Origin of the sequence: Nodosilinea sp. FACHB-131 (genome assembly GCF_014695395.1) — a bacterium.
Classification (GTDB): Bacteria; Cyanobacteriota; Cyanobacteriia; order Phormidesmidales; family Phormidesmidaceae; genus Nodosilinea.
This window is the reverse complement of the sequence record NZ_JACJOF010000011.1, coordinates 111,245-129,131: the sequence shown is the minus strand read 5'-3', so window position 1 is coordinate 129,131 and position 17,887 is coordinate 111,245. Positions and strand designations below refer to the sequence as shown.

General features: G+C 56.8%; 18 protein-coding genes. 7 read left to right on the top strand and 11 right to left on the bottom strand.

What is annotated here, in order from left to right:
* Positions 1-129 precede the first annotated feature (129 nt).
* Positions 130-279, bottom strand: a complete 150-nt coding sequence (locus H6F75_RS07150) for a hypothetical protein (protein WP_190750618.1) — start codon at positions 277-279, stop codon at positions 130-132.
* Between the two features lie 334 nt (positions 280-613).
* Between H6F75_RS07150 and nrdJ the strand changes: the two genes are divergently transcribed.
* The gene (nrdJ, locus tag H6F75_RS07145) at positions 614-2,797 is read left to right on the top strand and encodes a ribonucleoside-triphosphate reductase, adenosylcobalamin-dependent (RefSeq protein ID WP_190750616.1); all 2,184 of its coding nucleotides are present in this window, start codon (positions 614-616) and stop codon (positions 2,795-2,797) included.
* A gap of 179 nt (positions 2,798-2,976) precedes the next feature.
* Here the strand turns inward: nrdJ and H6F75_RS07140 are convergent, their stop codons facing one another.
* The 5 genes from H6F75_RS07140 to H6F75_RS07120 are packed head-to-tail and all read right to left on the bottom strand — an operon-like array spanning position 2,977 to position 6,600.
* Entirely contained in the window at positions 2,977-3,771 is a 795-nt protein-coding gene (locus H6F75_RS07140; protein WP_279308291.1) for an energy-coupling factor ABC transporter ATP-binding protein, read from the bottom strand.
* Between the two features lie 14 nt (positions 3,772-3,785).
* Positions 3,786-4,583 carry a cobalt ECF transporter T component CbiQ gene (gene cbiQ / locus H6F75_RS07135; RefSeq protein WP_190750614.1) on the bottom strand — a complete coding sequence of 266 codons (798 nt, stop codon included), beginning with the start codon at positions 4,581-4,583 and terminating at the stop codon, positions 3,786-3,788.
* A 6-nt stretch (positions 4,584-4,589) separates the two neighbouring features.
* Complete coding sequence (cbiM, locus tag H6F75_RS07130; protein ID WP_190750612.1) at positions 4,590-5,234, bottom strand: cobalt transporter CbiM; 645 nt, start codon at positions 5,232-5,234, stop codon at positions 4,590-4,592.
* Complete coding sequence (locus H6F75_RS07125) at positions 5,234-5,722, bottom strand: carboxypeptidase-like regulatory domain-containing protein (protein ID WP_190750610.1); 489 nt, start codon at positions 5,720-5,722, stop codon at positions 5,234-5,236. Before H6F75_RS07125 ends, cbiM begins: the two co-directional genes overlap by 1 nt.
* Positions 5,719-6,600 carry a DUF4382 domain-containing protein gene (locus H6F75_RS07120; protein WP_190750608.1) on the bottom strand — a complete coding sequence of 294 codons (882 nt, stop codon included), beginning with the start codon at positions 6,598-6,600 and terminating at the stop codon, positions 5,719-5,721. Before H6F75_RS07120 ends, H6F75_RS07125 begins: the two co-directional genes overlap by 4 nt.
* 309 nt (positions 6,601-6,909) lie before the next feature.
* Between H6F75_RS07120 and H6F75_RS07115 the strand changes: the two genes are divergently transcribed.
* Positions 6,910-8,028 (top strand): geranylgeranyl reductase family protein, encoded by a 1,119-nt coding sequence (locus H6F75_RS07115; RefSeq protein WP_190750606.1) that lies wholly within the window; start codon positions 6,910-6,912, stop codon positions 8,026-8,028.
* A gap of 55 nt (positions 8,029-8,083) precedes the next feature.
* Positions 8,084-8,560 carry a DUF4231 domain-containing protein gene (locus H6F75_RS07110; RefSeq protein ID WP_190750604.1) on the top strand — a complete coding sequence of 159 codons (477 nt, stop codon included), beginning with the start codon at positions 8,084-8,086 and terminating at the stop codon, positions 8,558-8,560.
* Between the two features lie 52 nt (positions 8,561-8,612).
* Here the strand turns inward: H6F75_RS07110 and H6F75_RS07105 are convergent, their stop codons facing one another.
* Both H6F75_RS07105 and H6F75_RS07100 read right to left on the bottom strand, forming a co-directional pair.
* Positions 8,613-9,311, bottom strand: coding sequence for a TIGR04283 family arsenosugar biosynthesis glycosyltransferase (locus H6F75_RS07105; protein ID WP_190750602.1), 699 nt, complete (start codon positions 9,309-9,311; stop codon positions 8,613-8,615).
* Between the two features lie 103 nt (positions 9,312-9,414).
* Positions 9,415-10,104, bottom strand: a complete 690-nt coding sequence (locus tag H6F75_RS07100) for a glycerophosphodiester phosphodiesterase family protein (RefSeq protein ID WP_190750601.1) — start codon at positions 10,102-10,104, stop codon at positions 9,415-9,417.
* Positions 10,105-10,315: 211 nt separating this feature from the next.
* On the opposite strand from H6F75_RS07100, the gene H6F75_RS07095 reads away from it, so the two are divergent.
* Positions 10,316-11,026, top strand: coding sequence for a TIGR02466 family protein (locus H6F75_RS07095; protein ID WP_190750599.1), 711 nt, complete (start codon positions 10,316-10,318; stop codon positions 11,024-11,026).
* Between the two features lie 37 nt (positions 11,027-11,063).
* Positions 11,064-11,525, top strand: a complete 462-nt coding sequence (locus H6F75_RS07090; protein WP_190750597.1) for a GNAT family N-acetyltransferase — start codon at positions 11,064-11,066, stop codon at positions 11,523-11,525.
* 27 nt (positions 11,526-11,552) lie between these two features.
* On the opposite strand, the gene H6F75_RS07085 is transcribed toward H6F75_RS07090, so the two are convergent.
* The 3 genes from H6F75_RS07085 to H6F75_RS07075 all read right to left on the bottom strand — a co-directional run bounded on the left by H6F75_RS07085 (position 11,553) and on the right by H6F75_RS07075 (position 15,321).
* Positions 11,553-12,335 carry a nuclease-related domain-containing protein gene (locus tag H6F75_RS07085; RefSeq protein ID WP_190750595.1) on the bottom strand — a complete coding sequence of 261 codons (783 nt, stop codon included), beginning with the start codon at positions 12,333-12,335 and terminating at the stop codon, positions 11,553-11,555.
* A gap of 82 nt (positions 12,336-12,417) precedes the next feature.
* On the bottom strand, positions 12,418-13,854 hold the full coding sequence (locus tag H6F75_RS07080; protein ID WP_190750593.1) for a glycosyltransferase family 2 protein: 1,437 nt from the start codon (positions 13,852-13,854) through the stop codon (positions 12,418-12,420).
* 18 nt (positions 13,855-13,872) lie between these two features.
* Positions 13,873-15,321: an acyltransferase gene (locus H6F75_RS07075; protein ID WP_190750591.1), complete on the bottom strand. Its 1,449-nt coding sequence runs from the start codon at positions 15,319-15,321 to the stop codon at positions 13,873-13,875.
* Between the two features lie 430 nt (positions 15,322-15,751).
* Between H6F75_RS07075 and H6F75_RS07070 the strand changes: the two genes are divergently transcribed.
* Together H6F75_RS07070 and H6F75_RS07065 are read left to right on the top strand one after the other, a co-directional pair.
* Positions 15,752-17,116, top strand: a complete 1,365-nt coding sequence (locus tag H6F75_RS07070; protein ID WP_190750589.1) for a GH1 family beta-glucosidase — start codon at positions 15,752-15,754, stop codon at positions 17,114-17,116.
* A gap of 75 nt (positions 17,117-17,191) precedes the next feature.
* Positions 17,192-17,863, top strand: a complete 672-nt coding sequence (locus H6F75_RS07065) for a hypothetical protein (RefSeq protein ID WP_190750587.1) — start codon at positions 17,192-17,194, stop codon at positions 17,861-17,863.
* The last annotated feature ends 24 nt before the right edge of the window (positions 17,864-17,887 follow it).

The following is a 17,887-nucleotide window of genomic DNA, read 5'->3' as shown; positions in this document are numbered from 1 at the left end:
ATGGCGTCGATGACCTTTTGCCTCAAATCGAGGCTGTAGGGTTTGGGCATAGCACTTGGAGGAAAATGTCTCTGCTTATAGCTTACGTCCTAACTCACATGGCTGTAGCTATAAAAATGGAAGAAGACGTTACTGATGGCTCGACCCTAGGGACGCCGCCTCTGTTAGGCACGATCGCCGCCACTGTTGATAGGCCCGTTGATAGTCGGCCCAGGCTTTAAGCTGGCCGTCGGGGCCTTCGTAGCGGTGCTTAAACTGCTCCCAGCAAACTTTTTCCATGGGGCCTCTCATTGTTTAGAAACGGCTTGTATAGAAAGTTTTGGATCCTAATTTAATAATGACAAAAACCTTGGGATCAGGGTTGACCTTGCAACACAACTTGAGATCCCGATGAACTGAACTCCATGCAGCTAGGACCTTCTAGATTTAGCGCTATATCTGGAGGAAATTGAGTTGTTAAACGCTACATCTAAAAATAATCGGGTATGATGATCGACCATTGGGGCGCTTTACTCGGCTCAGGCGAGAATCTACCGATGCATGTGGGTTTCTACCGCTGGGTGTGGGCGATGCGCCGATCTACGTACTCTCTTGCTAGCAAAAGGCTGATCCCATGGTTCAAGAACTTCCCCGTACCCGGTTACAGGGGCCATTCCCTGAGGCAGCTCCGGCGGCGTTTCCCGTGTTTTATCGCACCTACAGCCGTCGGGGCGAGGTGGTAGAGGGGCAGCGCGAAACCTGGGATCAGGTATGCGATCGCACCCTAGCCGGTTTGGTCGAACTTGGTAACCTCACCGCCGAAGAGACAGCATTACTCAACCGCATGCAGCGCCAGGCCAAGGCGCTACCCTCTGGTCGCTGGCTATGGGTAGGCGGCACCGACTGGAGCAAGCAGCCCGAAAACTTTTCTGGGGCCTACAACTGCACCAGCACCGACGTGGTTGACTGGCGCGCCTTTGGCCTGATGATGGATCTGGCCATGATGGGCTGCGGCACCGGGGCAATTCTCGAACCCAAGTACATCAACCAAATTCCCGTCATTCGCAACCGGCTGATCGTCACCATGGCCGGCGATATTGGCGAAACCCCTGTAAGTGAGCGCCGCGAAGTCACCGAAGTCACCCTTGAGGGCAACCAGGTAGCTATTCGCGTCGGCGACAGCCGCCAGGGCTGGGTGAAATCCTACGAAACCCTGCTGGAGCTATCTACCGACGATCGCTTCACGGGGGATGTCAGCGTCACTATCGACCTGCGCGACGTGCGCCCCGCTGGTGAAAAGCTCAAGGGCTTTGGCGGTGTGGCCAACCCCGTCCGGTTATCGCTGCTCTACGATCGCTGCGCCAGCATTCTCAACAAGGCTCTGGGCCGTCAGCTCAACTCGGTCGAGTGCTGTCTGCTGATCGACGAAGCCGCCGCCTGCGTAGTAGCCGGCAACATCCGCCGCAGCGCGGGCATGCGTCAGTTCGACAGCAACGATGAATTGGCCGCCAGCGCCAAAGACAACCTTTGGCAGCAGGACGCCGAGGGCAACTGGCGTATCGACCCCGAGCGCGACGTGCTGCGCATGGCCAACCACACCCGCGTCTTCCACACTAAGCCCAGTCTGCAAGACTGCATCGATTCAGTTCGCAAGCAGTTCTACTCGGGCGAAGGCGCGATTCAGTGGGCTGGGGAAGCGAAGCGCCGGGCCGGAGCCGACGATCGCTACGGTCTCAACCCCTGCGGTGAGATCCTGGGGGCCAACTTCCACTGCAATCTGGCGGAAGTACACCTCAACCAGCTCGATCCGAAGAACTTAAAGGATCAAGAAGACGCCTTTACCGCTGCGGCACTGTCTGTAGCGGTTCTGCTGAACCACCAGTTCCAGGAACCCCGCTACCAAAAGTCGCGATTGGAAGACCCGATCGTCGGTGTCTCCTTCACTGGTCTATTTGACTTCTTCGTGATTGCCTTTGGGGTCGAGTGGCTGCGCTGGTGGGAGGCAGGCCGCCCCAACACCATGCAGGGACTTGACTTCAAGGCCAAAGAGAAAGAATTTCTGACTCGGTGGAAGGATATTGTGCACCGGGTAGTAGGGGAATATTGCGATCGCCACGGTCTAGTCCGCCCCAACCGCTGCACCACGGTACAGCCAGCGGGCACCAAGTCGCTGCTTACGGGCGCTAGCCCCGGCTGGCACCCTCCTAAGGCCCAGCGCTTCATTCGCCGCATCACCTTCCGCAAAAATGATCCCGTAGCCATGGCCTGCATCGACTACGGCTACTCCATCGTGCCCTCCCAGTCCGACAAGGACGAGAACGGCGGTTTGCTCGACGATCCCTTTGATCCCCGCTGCACCGAGTGGCTGGTGGAAATTCCGGTCGAGGTGCCCTGGGCTAACTTACCGGGGGCAGACGAAATCGCCATTGAGAAATTTTCGGCGGCGGCTCAGTTTGACTTCTACATGCAGGTGCAGAAACACTACACCACCCACAACACCTCGGCCACCATCGAGTTTCGCGAACCGGAGCTGGAATCGCTGGCTGAACGCATTTACCAAACCATCCAAAACGACGAAGGCTACATTTCCGCCGCCCTGCTGGCCCGGTTCGACGACCTGCAAACTTTCCCTCGCCTGCCCTTCGAGCCCATCGACAAGGCTACGTTCGAGGCCCTCAAGCAGCAGGTAGAAGCCCGACGCGGCACCGAAAACTTTCACGCTGCCCTATCGCGCTACGACGCAGGCGAGCTGATCGAAGCTGGCCCCGCTGGCTGCGACTCCGACAAGTGCATGATGCCGGAGAAAAAGCCCGACTAGATCGAGCCTGTTAGCCCGTTGAGACTAGAGAGATAGCGAAAGGGGCTCCTGACCTGTGCAGGAACCCCTTTTTTCTTGGTTTCGGGCAGCAGTGAAAGAAGCTTTAAGCATCGCCCTCACTTTGGATATCAAATCCAACCTCAAGAATCCTGCTCCTAACCCTCCTACCCTCCTACTCCCTACCCCCCATGATGGAGATCAACATGGGGAATCAGCGAGTGGGGCTTCTCCAGTCCGTGGGCTTCCATCAGCGCCCGATCGCCCATGATCTGGCGGGGGCAGCCATCGGCAATAATGCGGCCCTCGTCAATCAGAATGACGCGATCGCACACCTCCAGCACAAACTCCAAATCGTGGGAGGAGATCAGCACGGTCTCGGTGGAGTTTTGCAAAAAGCGAATCAGGCGACGGCGGGTACGCAGGTCGAGGCTGGCCGTGGGTTCGTCGTAGAGAATGATCTGGGGAGTCATGGCCAAAAGACCGGCGATCGCCACCATCTGCTTTTCACCCCCCGACAGGTGGTGGGGCAGGCGATCGAGCAGGTGGGTGATGCCCGCCATATCGGCAGCCTGGGCGACCCGCGCCGCCACCTCAGCCGGGTCAAGGCCCATGTTTTGGGGGCCAAAGGCCAGGTCGTCGCGCACCGAGGCCGAGAATAGCTGATCGTCGGGGTCTTGGAACAGCAGCCCCACCTCGGGACGAAACTGGCCGGGCTTGAGGGGTTCGCCAAACAGGTGAATGGTTCCGCCAGCGGGGGCGAGCACGCCGCACAGCAGCATAAACAGCGTGGTCTTGCCGCAGCCGTTGTGGCCAATAATGCCGACGCGATCGCCCTCGCCAATCGTCAGCGAAATATTCCCCAGCACCTCGGGCTGGTCAGGGTAGCCAAAGCAGAGGTCGCGAGCCGCGATCGCCTCCCGCAGAGGCTTTTGGGCCATGGCTAAGGGGTCAAACCCAGTCGAAATCGAATTCATCATAGGCATCTCCATCACAGGCGCAAAAGTCCTTCAGCGATTACTAAGCTTACCGCTGCCGTCAGCACCGCCGCCGCCAGCATCCAGCTCAGGGTACTGGGCTGCGCCGCCGCACTCTGGCCCACCACTATCTTTCCTCCGTAGCCGTAGCCTCGCAACCGCATAGCCCGGTAGACCCGGTCAGACTGCTCATAGCTGCGAATCAGCAGATTGCCCGCCAGCATGGCTAGCTGTTGCATCACTTGACCGTTGATCCGCAGCCAGCGCTGCCGCCGCTGGCCAAAGCCCCGCAGCCGCATGGCCTGCTGCATAGTGGCCAGCATGGTGGCGATCTCAAACAGGTAGCGGTACGAAAGCAACGTCATATCCGCCAAAATGGTGGGTAGACCGAGCGATCGCATCGCGTTTAGCAGGGTCAAAAACGGTGTCGTCCCCAGCAAAATAAACCCCAGGGTCAAAATCGACAAAAACCGCCCCACAATTAGCAGCGTCGCCTGCAACCCCTCCTGGCGTAGGGTCAGCCAACCCCACTGCCCCAGCACCGTATCGCCCACCGTCAGCGGCAGCACCACCACCAACGACAGAATAAATAGTCCCGGATAGCTCAGCCGCTGTCGCAAAAACGACACTGGCAGCCCAGATAGCCCGTACAGCGTGGCCGCCAGCGCCAGCATCCAGGGCACCAGGGTGAGCTGGCGCACCATGGCAAAGGCAAACATCAGCGCCACCAGACTGACCAGCTTCAGCCGGGGCGACCAGCGATGAATCACCGACTCGCGGTGCACGTAGGTATCAAGATTGGCGGCTCCCATGGTGGCCTAACCCTCCAGCAGCTCGGGCTTTACCCGGCGCAAAAATAGCACCAGCATGGTCGTAAATATGCCTTCAATAATGGCCAGGGGTATGTGACCCACCGACAGCGTCAGCACCGCCGCCTGCTCGGCTCCCGCATTGAGCTCAGCAGGAATGTTGAAAATGATCAGTGCCAGAAAGATCAGGGCCGCGATCCCTAGGCCCAAGGCACCGCCTAAAAAAGAAAATACCCCCGTGCGGGTCGGCTCCTTGAGCATCTTGCCCACAGCGTTACGGCTCTGAAAAATGTGGTACGCCAGCAGTGCCGGAATGCCCATCATCGCCGCGTTGATCCCCAGGGTGGTGATGCCCCCGTGGCCAATCACTAGCGCCTGAAAAAATAGGCCAATCAGAATGGCTGGAAAAGCAAAATAGCCCAGCACCACCCCCAGCAGCCCGTTCAAAATTAAGTGAACGCTGGCGGGCGGCACCGGAATGTAAATAGACGACGCCACAAAAAACGCCGCCGTCAACAGCGACGCCTTGGGGATTTCGGCAGCAGGGTCGGGCTTCCGGTTAATCTGCCGCAGGGAATACCAGGTTGCTACTCCAGTTATGGCGTACCCAGCCGCACAAACCTGGGCTGGTAAGATTCCGTCGGGAATGTGCACTAGCGCTTGCCTCTGGCAAAAAATAGGGCGGTGCCAATAAAGCCCCAGATTACAGAGCCAATAGTAATGCCCTGCTGCACTGGAGATAGGCCAGTACTAGGAGAGATTAAAGAATTGGGCTCCGCTTCCGCCTCTGTCCCAGGGTTAGAAGTAGAGTTTTCAGGGGAGGAGTTCTCCACCGGAATGGTAGTCACCACCCCGTGCCCCGCCTGGCGCACCATGACCTCCCAACTACCAGGCTGGGTCTGGTCTGGAGTAAAGCTGAATCGTCCCTGGTCGTCGGTGGTGCCCTGCTGCCAGGGTTCGGCGGGGTTAGCCGGGGCATAGATCAGTACTTGGGCGTTGGCCATCGGCTCACCAGTCTCAAATTGAGCACTGATCTCAACGCTGCTGACCTGGCGGTACTCTACCGTGACGCCATGGGCGATCGCCGGCAGCGTCCAGCCAGCTAAGCCTAAGGTCAATGCCAATGTCAGGTTTAGTCTCATAGGGTAGTCAGCTTAGTTTCTGCACAGTGGCCTTCACCCACGTGGCCCAGGCTCGGCAAAATCGAGAGAAACGTCTTGTAATCGGTCTCCGATAGCTCCGCCTGTAGGGCAGCGCTATCGACATCAACCACGCCATTCTCAGCCAGGTCCGCTAGGGGTTGAAAGCCCAGGGCACCGGTATTGATGCCGTCGTCAGCGGGGGCGCTGCCGTCGCCAAACAGGTGGTCGAAGTGGAAGGTAGCTTCTAGGTCGGCCGCTTCCCCAGCGGTGAGAATGCCCTTGCGATCGTCGCCAACAAAGTCGCCGCAGGTAAAGGCCAGCTCTTCATTCACCTTGACGGTGAACGGAATCGCTTCGCCCTCCTTGGTGGCCGTGCCCTGCATCCAGATGGAGTAGCCCTCTGAAGGGCCGCTTTCCGCCGGCACCATGCGCCAGGCTAAGGCATTAAAGCGCCCCGCCGGAGCCTCTACCTCACCCACAGCCACAGGTTCAGCCGCTTCATCGCCCTCCGCCAAATCGACTACTTGGGTACCGTCCACCTTGACTTCGGCCTTAGCCTCCAGGGTGTCGCCTGCCTCAGGGTCAAAGGGAGGGTCGGTCTGGGCCGCGGTGATATCGGCTAGAGACACGTAGAGGTTGTCAAACTCGATCTCCCAACCGTCTTTGGTGGTAAACCCCTGGCGCACAAAATCTTCGCCATTGGCGCGAATTACCAGGGTGCCGCTTTCGCCGTCAGCGCTGGCGGTTTCGGTAGGTTCGGCGGATTCGGCCTCAGGGGTTGTGGCGGTGGGGCTTTCGCTGCCGCAGCCAGCCAGCACGCCTAGGGCCAAAAAGCCCAGCGTGCTTACCGCGAAAGCCTTAAGAGAATTGCGTTGCATAGTACCCATAACAAATAAATTAACGTCGTCTAAGTCTGGCCATGAAGCATTGATGGTAAGAAATCTCTAAGCTCGGCGCTGGGCTTGGCCTGACTTAGGGCCAATGCTGAGTAGCGCTTATCCATGCCAAACGTTATCCCAAACGCTCTAAGACCCGTGCTCCAACCTGTTTACTTAACCCCGAGAAGGCAGAAACTTCAATGCCCAGGGGGGGCACCAAGCCCAAACCGACCAAATTTTCTGGGTTCTCTAAGACGGTACGATGGGGGCACAGCCACGCTGTAACTCATCTACCCAGTCAAAAACCCAATGTACGACGTCATTGTGGTGGGGGCTGGCCCCGCCGGAGCATCGACCGCCTACCACCTCGCCAAGCAGGGGCACTCGGTACTGATCGTGGAAAAAGATGCCCTGCCTCGCTACAAGCCTTGCAGCGGCGCAGTATCGCCCAGCGTGGCGGAGTTTTTTGACTTTGACTTTGCTCCGGCGATCGATCGCCCCATGCGCCGAGTGCGCTATACCTACAAGCTAGCCGACCCCGTTGAGGCCGAACTTGCCACCACCGACCCGATCTGGATGGTGAAACGCGAGGTGTTTGACCACTTTTTGGTGCAGCAGGCGCAAAAGCTAGGCGCGCAGCTAAAGGATAGTACGGCTGTGACGGCGATCGCCAACCAAGGCGACTACTGGCAGGTCACCACTACAGCTGGCACGCTGGAAGCGGCCTACCTGGTGGCCGCCGACGGGGCCACCGGCCACATGGCTAAATGGCTGGGCTTTCCTGATTTAACCCTGCGCACCGCCAGCGTCTTAGAAGTGCTTGCCCCCCCAGGGGATAACTGCGCCATCAACTTTGAGTTTGGCCTCATCAAGCAGGGCTGCGCGTGGAACTTCCCTAAAGCAGAGGGTTACTCGATTGGGGCGGCGACCTTTTTGGGCCAAGCCCCGACAGACTACAGAAAGGCCTTAGAAAAATACAGCCAGTCCTTTGGGGTCAGCCTCGACCAGGGTACGGTCTACAGCCACCCGCTAAAGCTGTGGGATGGCAACCATCCTTTGCACACCCATCGGGCCGTGCTGGTGGGCGAAGCCGCTGCCATTGTCGATCCGCTCAGTGCCGAAGGCATTCGCCCCGGCATGATCAGCGGCGTGCGAGCTGCGGAAGCAATTCATGCCGCACTGGGCGGCGATTCCCAAGCCCTGGCCAACTACACCGCCACCATGCACGCCACCTGGGGTGAGGATATGCCCTGGGCCAAGCGCATTGCTGGGCTGTTCTTTCGAGTGCCGGGGATCGGTTACCGAGTGGGCATTAAGCGCCCCACAGCCACCCAGCGGCTGGGGCAGATTTTGGCTGGCGAGGTGCGCTACGCCGATATTGCCGGTCGAGTGATGAAGCGGCTCAGTGGAGGGTTGTTGTCAGGGTAGCCATTTCAGCCGGAAGCTACGATTCACAGCTTTCATCTAAAGCCACAAAAATCCTATGGACAGATACAGTCCGCTATCAACCGCCGAAACCTTTGAAGAAAAAAGGCAGCAGGCCCTGAGTCAATGCGATCGCCTCATCAGAGATTTCGCTACCCGTGCAGATCGACATAAACTTCATTTCAAGCGGCTGCAAACCGCTAGTCTCGGTCTGGCTATTTCTACAACGATCCTATCTGCTCTATCCGCTAGCAAAGTATTGGGTCAGTTAGATTGGATAGTCCTAGCTATAAGCGGCTTGGCTACGCTTGCTACGACCTTACTCAGTCAGACTAACTCACAAAAAATGTGGGTTCAATCTCGTAATATCTCCCAAAGTTTTCAGGCTGAACTGTTCTTGTATCTCCAGGACAGCGGGGAGTACACCAACATGGAGGATGACACAGAACGTCTTCAGTTGTTTTCAAAGCGGTTGATGGACCTTTGGTCACAGGCACAAGAAAACTGGTCTCAGCAAGCATCTTCTAGAACATAATCAGTCCAGAGTGGAACCTCCAGCCTGTCACAAAACCACAAACCTAAGATTGCTAGTTGCAGGGTTTTCCCAAGCGGCGATACCAGCGGGCAAGTTTGTGGGGATCAACGCCAAGCAGATAGCCAACCACCATGATTTGATTGACTAAAGTAGTGCGCAAAATGCCCAGGGTACGCCAGCGCCGATCGCTTGTCACCACGGCGCTAGGCGCGATCGCCACCTTCCCTACCTTCCGCAGTCGCCGCATTAGCTCGAAGTCTTCCATCATCGGCAGGTCGGGGAAGCCGCCCAGTTCGTGAAAAATCTCGGCCTTCAAAAAGATAGCCTGGTCGCCGTAGGGCATTTGCAGAAGGCGCGATCGCAAATTCACTCCCCATTCTACCCAGCGCAGACCTCGGCCAGGGCCGTCGATGGCGAGGCGAAAGGCTCCGGCGACCACCCCAGGCTGGGCGAGGGTTTGCCGAATCGTGCGATCGAACCCTTCAGGCAGACGGGTATCGGCGTGGAGAAACAGCAGCAGGGGGCCGCTGGCGGCGGCGGCCCCACAGTTGAGCTGGTGCGATCGCCCCGGCGCAGACTCAATGACCTGCACCCCCAGCCCCTTGGCCACCGCTACGGTCTGATCTCCACTGCCGCCATCGACCACCACCACCTCCACGCCAAGCACCTCAGAGAAGGTGGACAGGGTCTGCGGCAGGGTTCTGGCCTCATTTAGGGTAGGAATAATGACTGAGATTAAAGGCAATGTCATCGCTAAAGCCCAAGCCAGGGAACAGTCCAGGGAGCCCAATTTAGCCGACTCCAGGGGCAATTCTATGAAAGACCCTTGAGTGGTTGCTGAGCGGCAGCGGGCTCTAGAACTGGTCAAAAATGTAGTTGTCGGCGTACTGGATGGCGCGATCGCGTTCATCCTGGCTACGCACCGTCCAGGCCAGCAGGGGCAGGTTAAAGTAGCGGCGGGCCAGAGTGGTGGGTAGCGTCGGTAGCGCCTTAACGTTATAGGAAATAAACTGCGGGGAACTGGCCCAGGTAAGCAATAGGTTGCTGCGCAAAAACTGCTGCGGCTTGCTGGCCAGCTGGCCGCGCATAATTTCGGGAGCGTGGCGCTTAAACCACTGGAGCGATCGCGGGTTAAACGACTGCACCGCAAACTCCCCCCGGTAGCTGTCCAGAGTTTTGACCAGAGCTTGCTCCAGCGGGCCAACTTTCTTTTTGTTTTTAATTTCAATTAGCAGCGGCACTCGCCCCTCAACACAAGACAGAACTTCAGCCAGCGAAGGAATGGTTTGGTCGGTGTCGTAGAGGCGATAGCCCTTGAGCGTGACCAACGTTTGCTCAGCAATGCGGACTTTTTTGCCCGTCAGCCGCTTTAGATCGCGATCGTGAAACACAACTAGATTGCCGTCGGCCAATAGCTGCACATCGAGCTCGATGGGGTGGTGGGCTGCGATCGCCGCCTCAAAAGCCGCCAGCGAATTCTCTGGCACCGCTGTCCCCTGGTGCAGGCCCCGGTGGGCAATGGGTCGGGTCGTAATCCACTCCATCGCTGGCCTCTCCTAGGCTGATGAGCTAAGCAATGTTTTAAGCTAGTCAGTCGAGCTATATCAAGACTAAACAGTACAATCCAGCACATACCTGCGCCAACTCCGTCTACCCTCGCCTAAACCAACTCTTTGCCCTCTCAACCATCCAAGAGGTCAAACCCCTCCCAAACAACTTCCCCATCTCCCCCACTCCCCATCTCCTCATCTCCCCATGCCCGTCGATACCTGGTTTCCCCTCGCCGTCTACTACACCGACCTGCCCGATGCAGCCCAGCACAAAGCGGCTCTCTCTGAGGCCATTCTTGACCTAGAAGCCAACGGCAGCGAACCCCGCAACTTTCCCGAGATGGCTTGGACGGGCGACCTACACGGCGTCGAAAAAGTGCACACCGATCCCCGGTTTAGCTGGGTGGTTAGCCAAGTTGAAACCCACGTCGTGACCTATCTTCAAGAACTCGGCCTCGACCTCAGCCAGATCGATCTCTACATTCAGCGAGCCTGGCCCGTAGTGTCGCGTCCCCAGCAAGAAGTCGGTGCCCACTGCCACAACACCGCCCACGTCAGCGCCGTGTATTACGTCGCCGTACCTGACTCGGGCACCGATGCTGCCGGCTGCCTCACCTTTTTAGACGATGCCCGCCCCAACGAGGTTAGCCCCGGCCTGGGCAGCGAAAACACCGACATCATCTCCACCTGGAACTACCTCAACCAAGACCAGGCCCTCTACTTGCCCACCGAAGGGCGACTGATCGTCTTCCCCGCCAAACAGCGCCATGGGGTCACGCCAAACCACACCGACGAGCTACGCCTGTCGCTCTCCTTCGACATTGTGCTCACCGCCGCACAAGGGCAGGCGGCAGGGGCCTACGAATTTCTCATGCCGCCGCCGGTTCAGTGGCAACGGTTTGGCCAGATCTCCTAACGGTAAAATTTTTCAACACGCTAGGGAGGTGAGCCGAATGCACATCCGCGAGGACGATCTGACTGAGCCACAGATTATCGCCCTGCTGCGCGAGCATCTGGAAAACATGCACGAGATCACGCCCCCCGGCAGCGTTCACGCGCTGGATTTGGAACGACTTAGGGCACCAAACATCACCTTTTGGACGGCTTGGGATGGGGACGATCTGCTGGGTTGCGGCGCACTGAAGGAACTCGACCCCACCAGCGGTGAAATCAAGTCAATGCGTACGCCCGCAGCTCACCGCCGTAAGGGTATTGCCTCTAGCATCTTGGATCACATTATCGAAGTCGCCCGGCAGCGGGGCTACACCCATCTGTATTTAGAAACCGGCGCATTCCCCGCCTTTGCCCCAGCTCGCAGCTTGTACGAGCGCTACGGCTTTGAATATCGAGGTCCCTTTGGCGACTACACCAACGACCCCAACAGCTCATTTATGCAAAAAACACTGATAAGTTAGGTGCGGCAGGGTTAGTTTCCACTCTACTCAAGAGGTACGAATGTAGCGAGATAAATGGTAAGCCGCCAGCTTTACGTCCTCTGGGGTAACCCGTTGCGGTTCGTTGTCGATAAAACTGGGTAGCGCTTTGGGGTTGAGCACCCAGAGGTCAGAAGACCCTTTTGTATTAGACGACTCCACGAACCATCCTGGGAAAACCACTACTGGCTTGACAGCAAAAGACCTGCCGGTACTTTCTTTCAGAACTTCTGCAACCCAATAAGCCTGCGCCTTGGCTTGCTCCACCGCATTGCGCTCCATTAACTGACCATTGACCTGAATAGTTTCGCCATCGAAGTGAACGGTGGATCTTCCAGACGGTAGTTTGCTATAGGTTTTGGTTTCGATCGTGAAAATGCCGCGATCGCAAATCACCACGTGATCAACGTTGAAACCCTTTCCCACAATGTCGTGAAAGACTCGATAGCCTTTTTCTCTCAAATCTGACAGATATTGGCCAACCGCCTTCTCTCCATCTCGCGCCATTCTCAAGCGCCTGAGTTTTAGTCTCAATCGGTAAAGCCGAAAGCAGGCATAGCTCGAAATTGGGATGGCAACTATGAGGGTTACTAAGGGTCGAGGTGGGGTGTTACTCACCGCGCGCCACCACTCGTATCCGGTGAAGATGATGGGCAGCAAAAACAGGCTCAGCCACGTGTTGAGGTCTTCATCCCATAAGCGCTGTAACTCCTCATCAAGGGATTGCCCTGGATTTCGCAAGGGTTTGTCTTTTAGGGGAGATACCCGTTGCCTGCGGGCGTTTAGCTTCATGGTTGATAAACTTCCTGGGGCTGACTGCTAGGCACGCTGAGAGTATGCCCCAGATCCATAACGCCAAACCAACTGATGCCCCTTAACCCTGCTTGAGGCGATACCGCTTCTGCGATCGCGTGTCGCGAGGGGTCACGACCCAGGTGTTTTCGCCATTGAGATAGTCGTAGATCGCGACGATTGCGATCGAGTTTTTGAGGGTGACGTAGAAGGGCAAAAACAGTACATGCTTAATGTAGTAAGCCAGCGGATAACGCCTAGAGGCGACCTTCGCGGTGGCTAGAATTTGGTAAACCCCGCTGAAGAGCGAAAGGCCACCGGCAATCAGAAAATAACCGCGCATCTGACCAGACACCGCACCGGGCACCAGTAAAAAGGCCAGCAACACCGGCAAGAGCTGTACCGAAACTAGAGCAAAGAACTTGCAGTAGTAGAGCAGATAAGTCCAGTAGAATTTTTGCCAGTTATTGAAGTGGGGCGATCGCCACAATCGACGCTGGTAGAGCAGCGACACCTCTAGCCAGCCGTGGGCCCAGCGTTTGCGCTGAAACCAAAAGGTTTTGAGCGAGGCGGGCGCTAGCTCGCTGGTGACAATGCTGCGATCGTGCAAGATTTTGTAGCCATTGAGCAGCGTTCGCAAGGAGGCATCAATGTCCTCAGTCAGCCGGTTGGGGTTAAAGCGAATTTGTTTGAGCACCGAGGTGCGCCAGTAGCCGTTCGAGCCGCCAAAGATGCTGGAGTCGGTGAGAAACGACTTCGCCGCATGGCTGATGCCATAGAGCTGCTCAAACTCGATCGCCACATTTTGAGCTAAGAAATTTTCATCATAGTTGCGAATAACGTTGCGGCCCTGAATCACGTCATAGCCCTGGGCAATCCAGTGCCATGACCGCCTAAAACAGTCGGCGCTGGGGTGGTGGTCAGAATCGAGCACGCAGGTGATTTCTCCTGTCGCAATGTCGAGGGCGGCATTCATATTTTCGGCCTTAGAGCGGCTGCCTTCGACCCGCAAAATGATCAGCTCATTATGCTGTCTGGCTAGCTGATGTAGCTCAGCTTCAATGGGCAAATCTACCGGCGTATTGTAGGCCAAAATGATCTCTAACCCGCCCGCCGGTCGCTCAATGTGAGCGAGCAAATGGTGTAGAGTCTCAACGATAATGCTCTGCTCGTTGGGCAAGTAGGCGGCAACCAAAAACGAGCAACGGGGCACCGGATCTAGAGGTGAGGGGTACTCAGCTCCCCGCACTCCCATCCAGGCTTTGACCTGGTTGCGGGTCTGCTCTGACGGATGGTTGAACCGGTGACGATGGGTTGCAAACCGGCGAAACAGCGCGTTGCTCGACTCGATGATAATCATCACCGCGTTGAACAAAAAAAGCGTCAATACGACGGCCCGTGGCTCCACTAAAGCCCAGCCGCTGAGCAGCAAATACCCATAAAAGACGGTAGGCAGACCAATCAGCAGCACGTGGGTAAAGATGACCTTTTGAATTTCGCTAGACCATGTTTTGGCCACTGCGGTGCAACTCCTGGCTTAAACAACAGTTTTGATCGGGGCGTAGGGGCTGCTCTGAACCCTCGGTGTGGCCTCAATTAGGCTCAGCTGGTTGGCGTTGACCCAAATTGTTCGGCGACCCTCTGAAATTTGGCAAAGATAGGATTCGCCTTCGTCGAGCAGAGTTTCAATCTTCTGCACAATCCAGTCTCGGCTGCCCTTGTAGCTGACGCGATCGCCCACCACTGGCCGCCAGCTAGCTCCCTCAGTCGTTGGGTTCTGCATCAGCAGATAGTCAATGTCGCGCCACAGCTGCACAGCGCTGCGCTGAATGAACGGGCACGCCGCATCGGCAATCATGGCCAGAGCTAAGGTGCCAACCACCATCAGCGGCAGAGCCACCCAGTAGCGCCAAACGCTGTCTTGCACCCACAGATTAATCGTGCGATCGATCACAAAGCCGTGGATTAAAAAGTAGCTATAGCTATGCACGCCCAGCTGCCCCATCGCCGCTGACAGCGCCGGAACATTGCTGAGCGATCGCAGCACCACTGCCGCCACCATGACAAAACCAATAGGCAACAGCAGATCGCAGACCACCCAGCCAATTTTATAAAACTGCGCTACAAAGCCCAGAGCGTAGACCAGGAGCCCCACCCAAAGCAGCCGCTGAGGACGCCAAAACAAAGGGCCACGGTGCTGACAGTAGGCCTCTGCGATCGCCATGCCGACTACGAAGGTGCTCAGCTTGGCCGCAAATGAGACAAAGGGCAGCCAGTTATTGGGCGTGTCGAACATGGAGTAAGTTAGATGTCCACCAAAGTGGTAGACCGCGCCGTAGCGATAGAGCAGCGTGAGCCCTAAACTCACCAGCAGCAAATTGCGGGTTCCCCAGCGGTTCAGAAGGTGCCAGAGGACAGGAGAAATTAGCGTAAAACTAATAATTAAAGGAATAAACCACCAGGGGCCGCTGGTCGCCAGCAAACGTTCGCCATCAAAGCCAAACAGCAGCGGAAATGTAGCCCCAGCAAAGGTATCCCACGGCGAGGGTCGATAGCTGTTGGTGGCAATACCAATCAGCCAAAGAATTGGATAGGCCAGCCAGGCTACGGTCCAAAACGGCCAGAGAATGCGCAGCAGACGACTTTGAATAAACTCGCCTGCACCGACAGCAGAGGCTTTGCTGCGCAGCGACAAAACCAGCACAAAGCCAGCAATTAAAATAAATATATCGACTGCCTGAAAGCCGAACCACACCGGCAGCGCGATCGCAGAAGCTAGCGCATTTTGACCGAGATGAGCGTTGGCCTCGACAATGGCAGCCCAGTTGGCTCGCAGCCCGGTGGGCTGGGGAGTATAGGCATACTTGGTAAACAGCAGCTGGGCATGGTAGAGCAAAATGCCAACGGCCGCTAATAGCCGAATACCTTCTAGCCAGTTGAGCCGTTGTTTCGAAGGCTGATAATGCTTAGAATTGAATTGAGACATAAACCGACGACTTCAGTAAGTTTGGCCTCGAAGCGCTCTAAGCCCTCATTTACACAAGGGTTACTAGAGTGGGTTAAACCAGTAAACGCCGCTATGCCCACAGGCGCGACTCACGGGAAAACTGTCGCTCGGGCATAGCTATCAATTGAGAAAAACCTACCGATCGCGCAAGCAGCAGCGAGCGTAACATTTCGTTCAGAATACATGCAATAAAACTTGATGAAAATCAGCCTTAGGTAGTATTTACTTAGGCCCACGAGGTCAGCTTTAAGAGTTTTTGAGGCGACGTTTTTGCAGGGTTTTAGTTCCCCACTTCTGCTCTAGAGCAAACTTTGTGCCCTTGCTAGAAAAATCTAAGCCATCACCCAAGCTTTTCAAAGCGTCCCTCAGTTGAGTAACGCGGCGTACAAAACAGGATTAGGACAAAGCGATGGTATACACATTTCCGCCAGGGTTTCAGTGGGGGGTAGCGACGGCGTCGTACCAGATCGAGGGGGCCTCGGAGGCTCGCGGGGTCAGCGTGTGGGATGTGTTTAGCCAGACCCCAGGGCGGGTGCTGCATGGCGACACTGGGGCGATCGCCTGCGACCATTTCAACCGCTACCGCGACGACATCGCCCTGATGGCTGACCTGGGCGTGCGCCACTACCGCTTCAGCATCTCCTGGCCTCGCATAATCCCCGAGGGGCGCGGCGCGGTGAATGACGCTGGTTTGGCCTTCTACAGCGAGCTGGTCGACACCCTGCTGGAGTTTGGCATCACTCCCCACGCCACCCTGTTTCACTGGGATAGTCCCCAAGCGCTCGAAGACGAGTATGGTTCGTGGCGCAGTCGCCAGATGGCGCAAGACTATGTCGACTACGTCACGGTGGTGGTGAAAAAGCTGGGCGATCGCATCACCCACTGGATGACCCTCAACGAAATTTTCTGCTTTACCCACATTGGCTACGGCGTTGGCCACGTTCCCGAAATGGCCCCCGGCACCGTCGTCAAAACTAGCAAAGAAGTCTGGCAGACCTCCCACCACGCCCTGCTGGCCCACGGCCTCGGCTGTCAAGCCATTCGCGCCGCCTCGCCCCAGCCCTGCCAGGTGGCGCTAGTCGATAACTACCTCGCCACCGTCCCCCTCACCGATACCCCAGCGGACATCGCGGCAGCCCAGGCGGCCTTTCCCCTGACGGGCACCAACGGCGGCATTATCTACCCAGCCCTAACCGGAGAATACAATCCTCAACTGCTAGCAGACCTGGGCAAGAATGCCCCCGATATTTTGCCTGGCGACCTGGCCACTATTCACCAACCGTTGGACTCCCTTGGGTTCAACGTCTACACCGGGGTCTATGTGAGAGCGGCTGACAACGCTAGAGGCTTTGAGGCGCTGCCCTTCCCCCAGAGCTACCCGCGCATGCACATGCCCTGGCTGCACATTTTGCCCGACAGCCTCTACTGGGGCGTGCGCCACATCAGCGATACCCTTCAGCGCCCCGAGTTGCGAGTCTTCATCAGCGAGAATGGATGCGCCGCCCAGGATGAACTCACGCCTGCTGGAGAGGTGCTAGATCTAGACCGCATCCAGTACTTACAGCAGTATCTGCGATCGGCCCACCGCGCTGTGCAAGAGGGCTATCCGCTGATGGGCTATTTCCTCTGGAGCTTTATGGATAACTTTGAATGGGCCTATGGGCGCGATCGCCGTTTTGGCGTTACTTACGTGGACTTTGCCACCCAGCAGCGCATCCCCAAAGCCAGCTACCACTGGTACGCCCGCTGCATTGAAGAAAATCGAGTGGTGTAGCCAGTAGAAGATGTATCCCGACCGCAGCGGCGCAACCTGAAAGCATTAATAGCCTTTAGTCGCTTCAGGTTCACCATGCGCGAGTTCTACGATATCGTCCAAGCCGCGACAGATGAGCAGCGTCATGAACTGGGCGAACTCATCGGCTCAGGATTTGGCAGCCAGCCAGATACGCTCTGCGATCACATCAAATATTTGCGGGCTGGCACTATTAGGCAGCTGTTTTGGCAGTCGTCATGGAAGCAGGTGGTGACAGATGTCGCTGACCATGTAGGGATTAACTGGTTAGCGCTGCTTGCCGGGCGGCAGTGGTATGAGTTACCCACTCAGAAAATTGAGGCTGCGGTGGTGTCCAAGCTGTTTCACGATATGTTCGACCAGCTTTCGCCCGAGCAGCAGCAAAAGGTCGTGATGGAGATGCAGCGAGAAAGCGATGACCCTCGCTTAGAAGCATTACTGCTGAGCAGTGGAGTGATCGCGGCGGCTAAGATGAGTGGGTTTGGCGTCTATTTGATGGCTAATACGGTGCTGGGTGGGCTGACGAATTCCTTGGGCCTGACATTGCCGTTTGCAGTGTATATGGGCATGAACCAGACGATCGCCCTAGTGTTAGGCCCAGTCGGGTGGACAGCCTGGGCCGGTGGAATCGTTTGGACCCTAAATCAACCGAACTGGGAGCGACTCACGCTGGGAGTAGTTTATGTATCACTGCTGCGCAATAACGGCATTTTCGAGGCTACTGGATAAGTGACTATCTTGGTACCGGGCGAA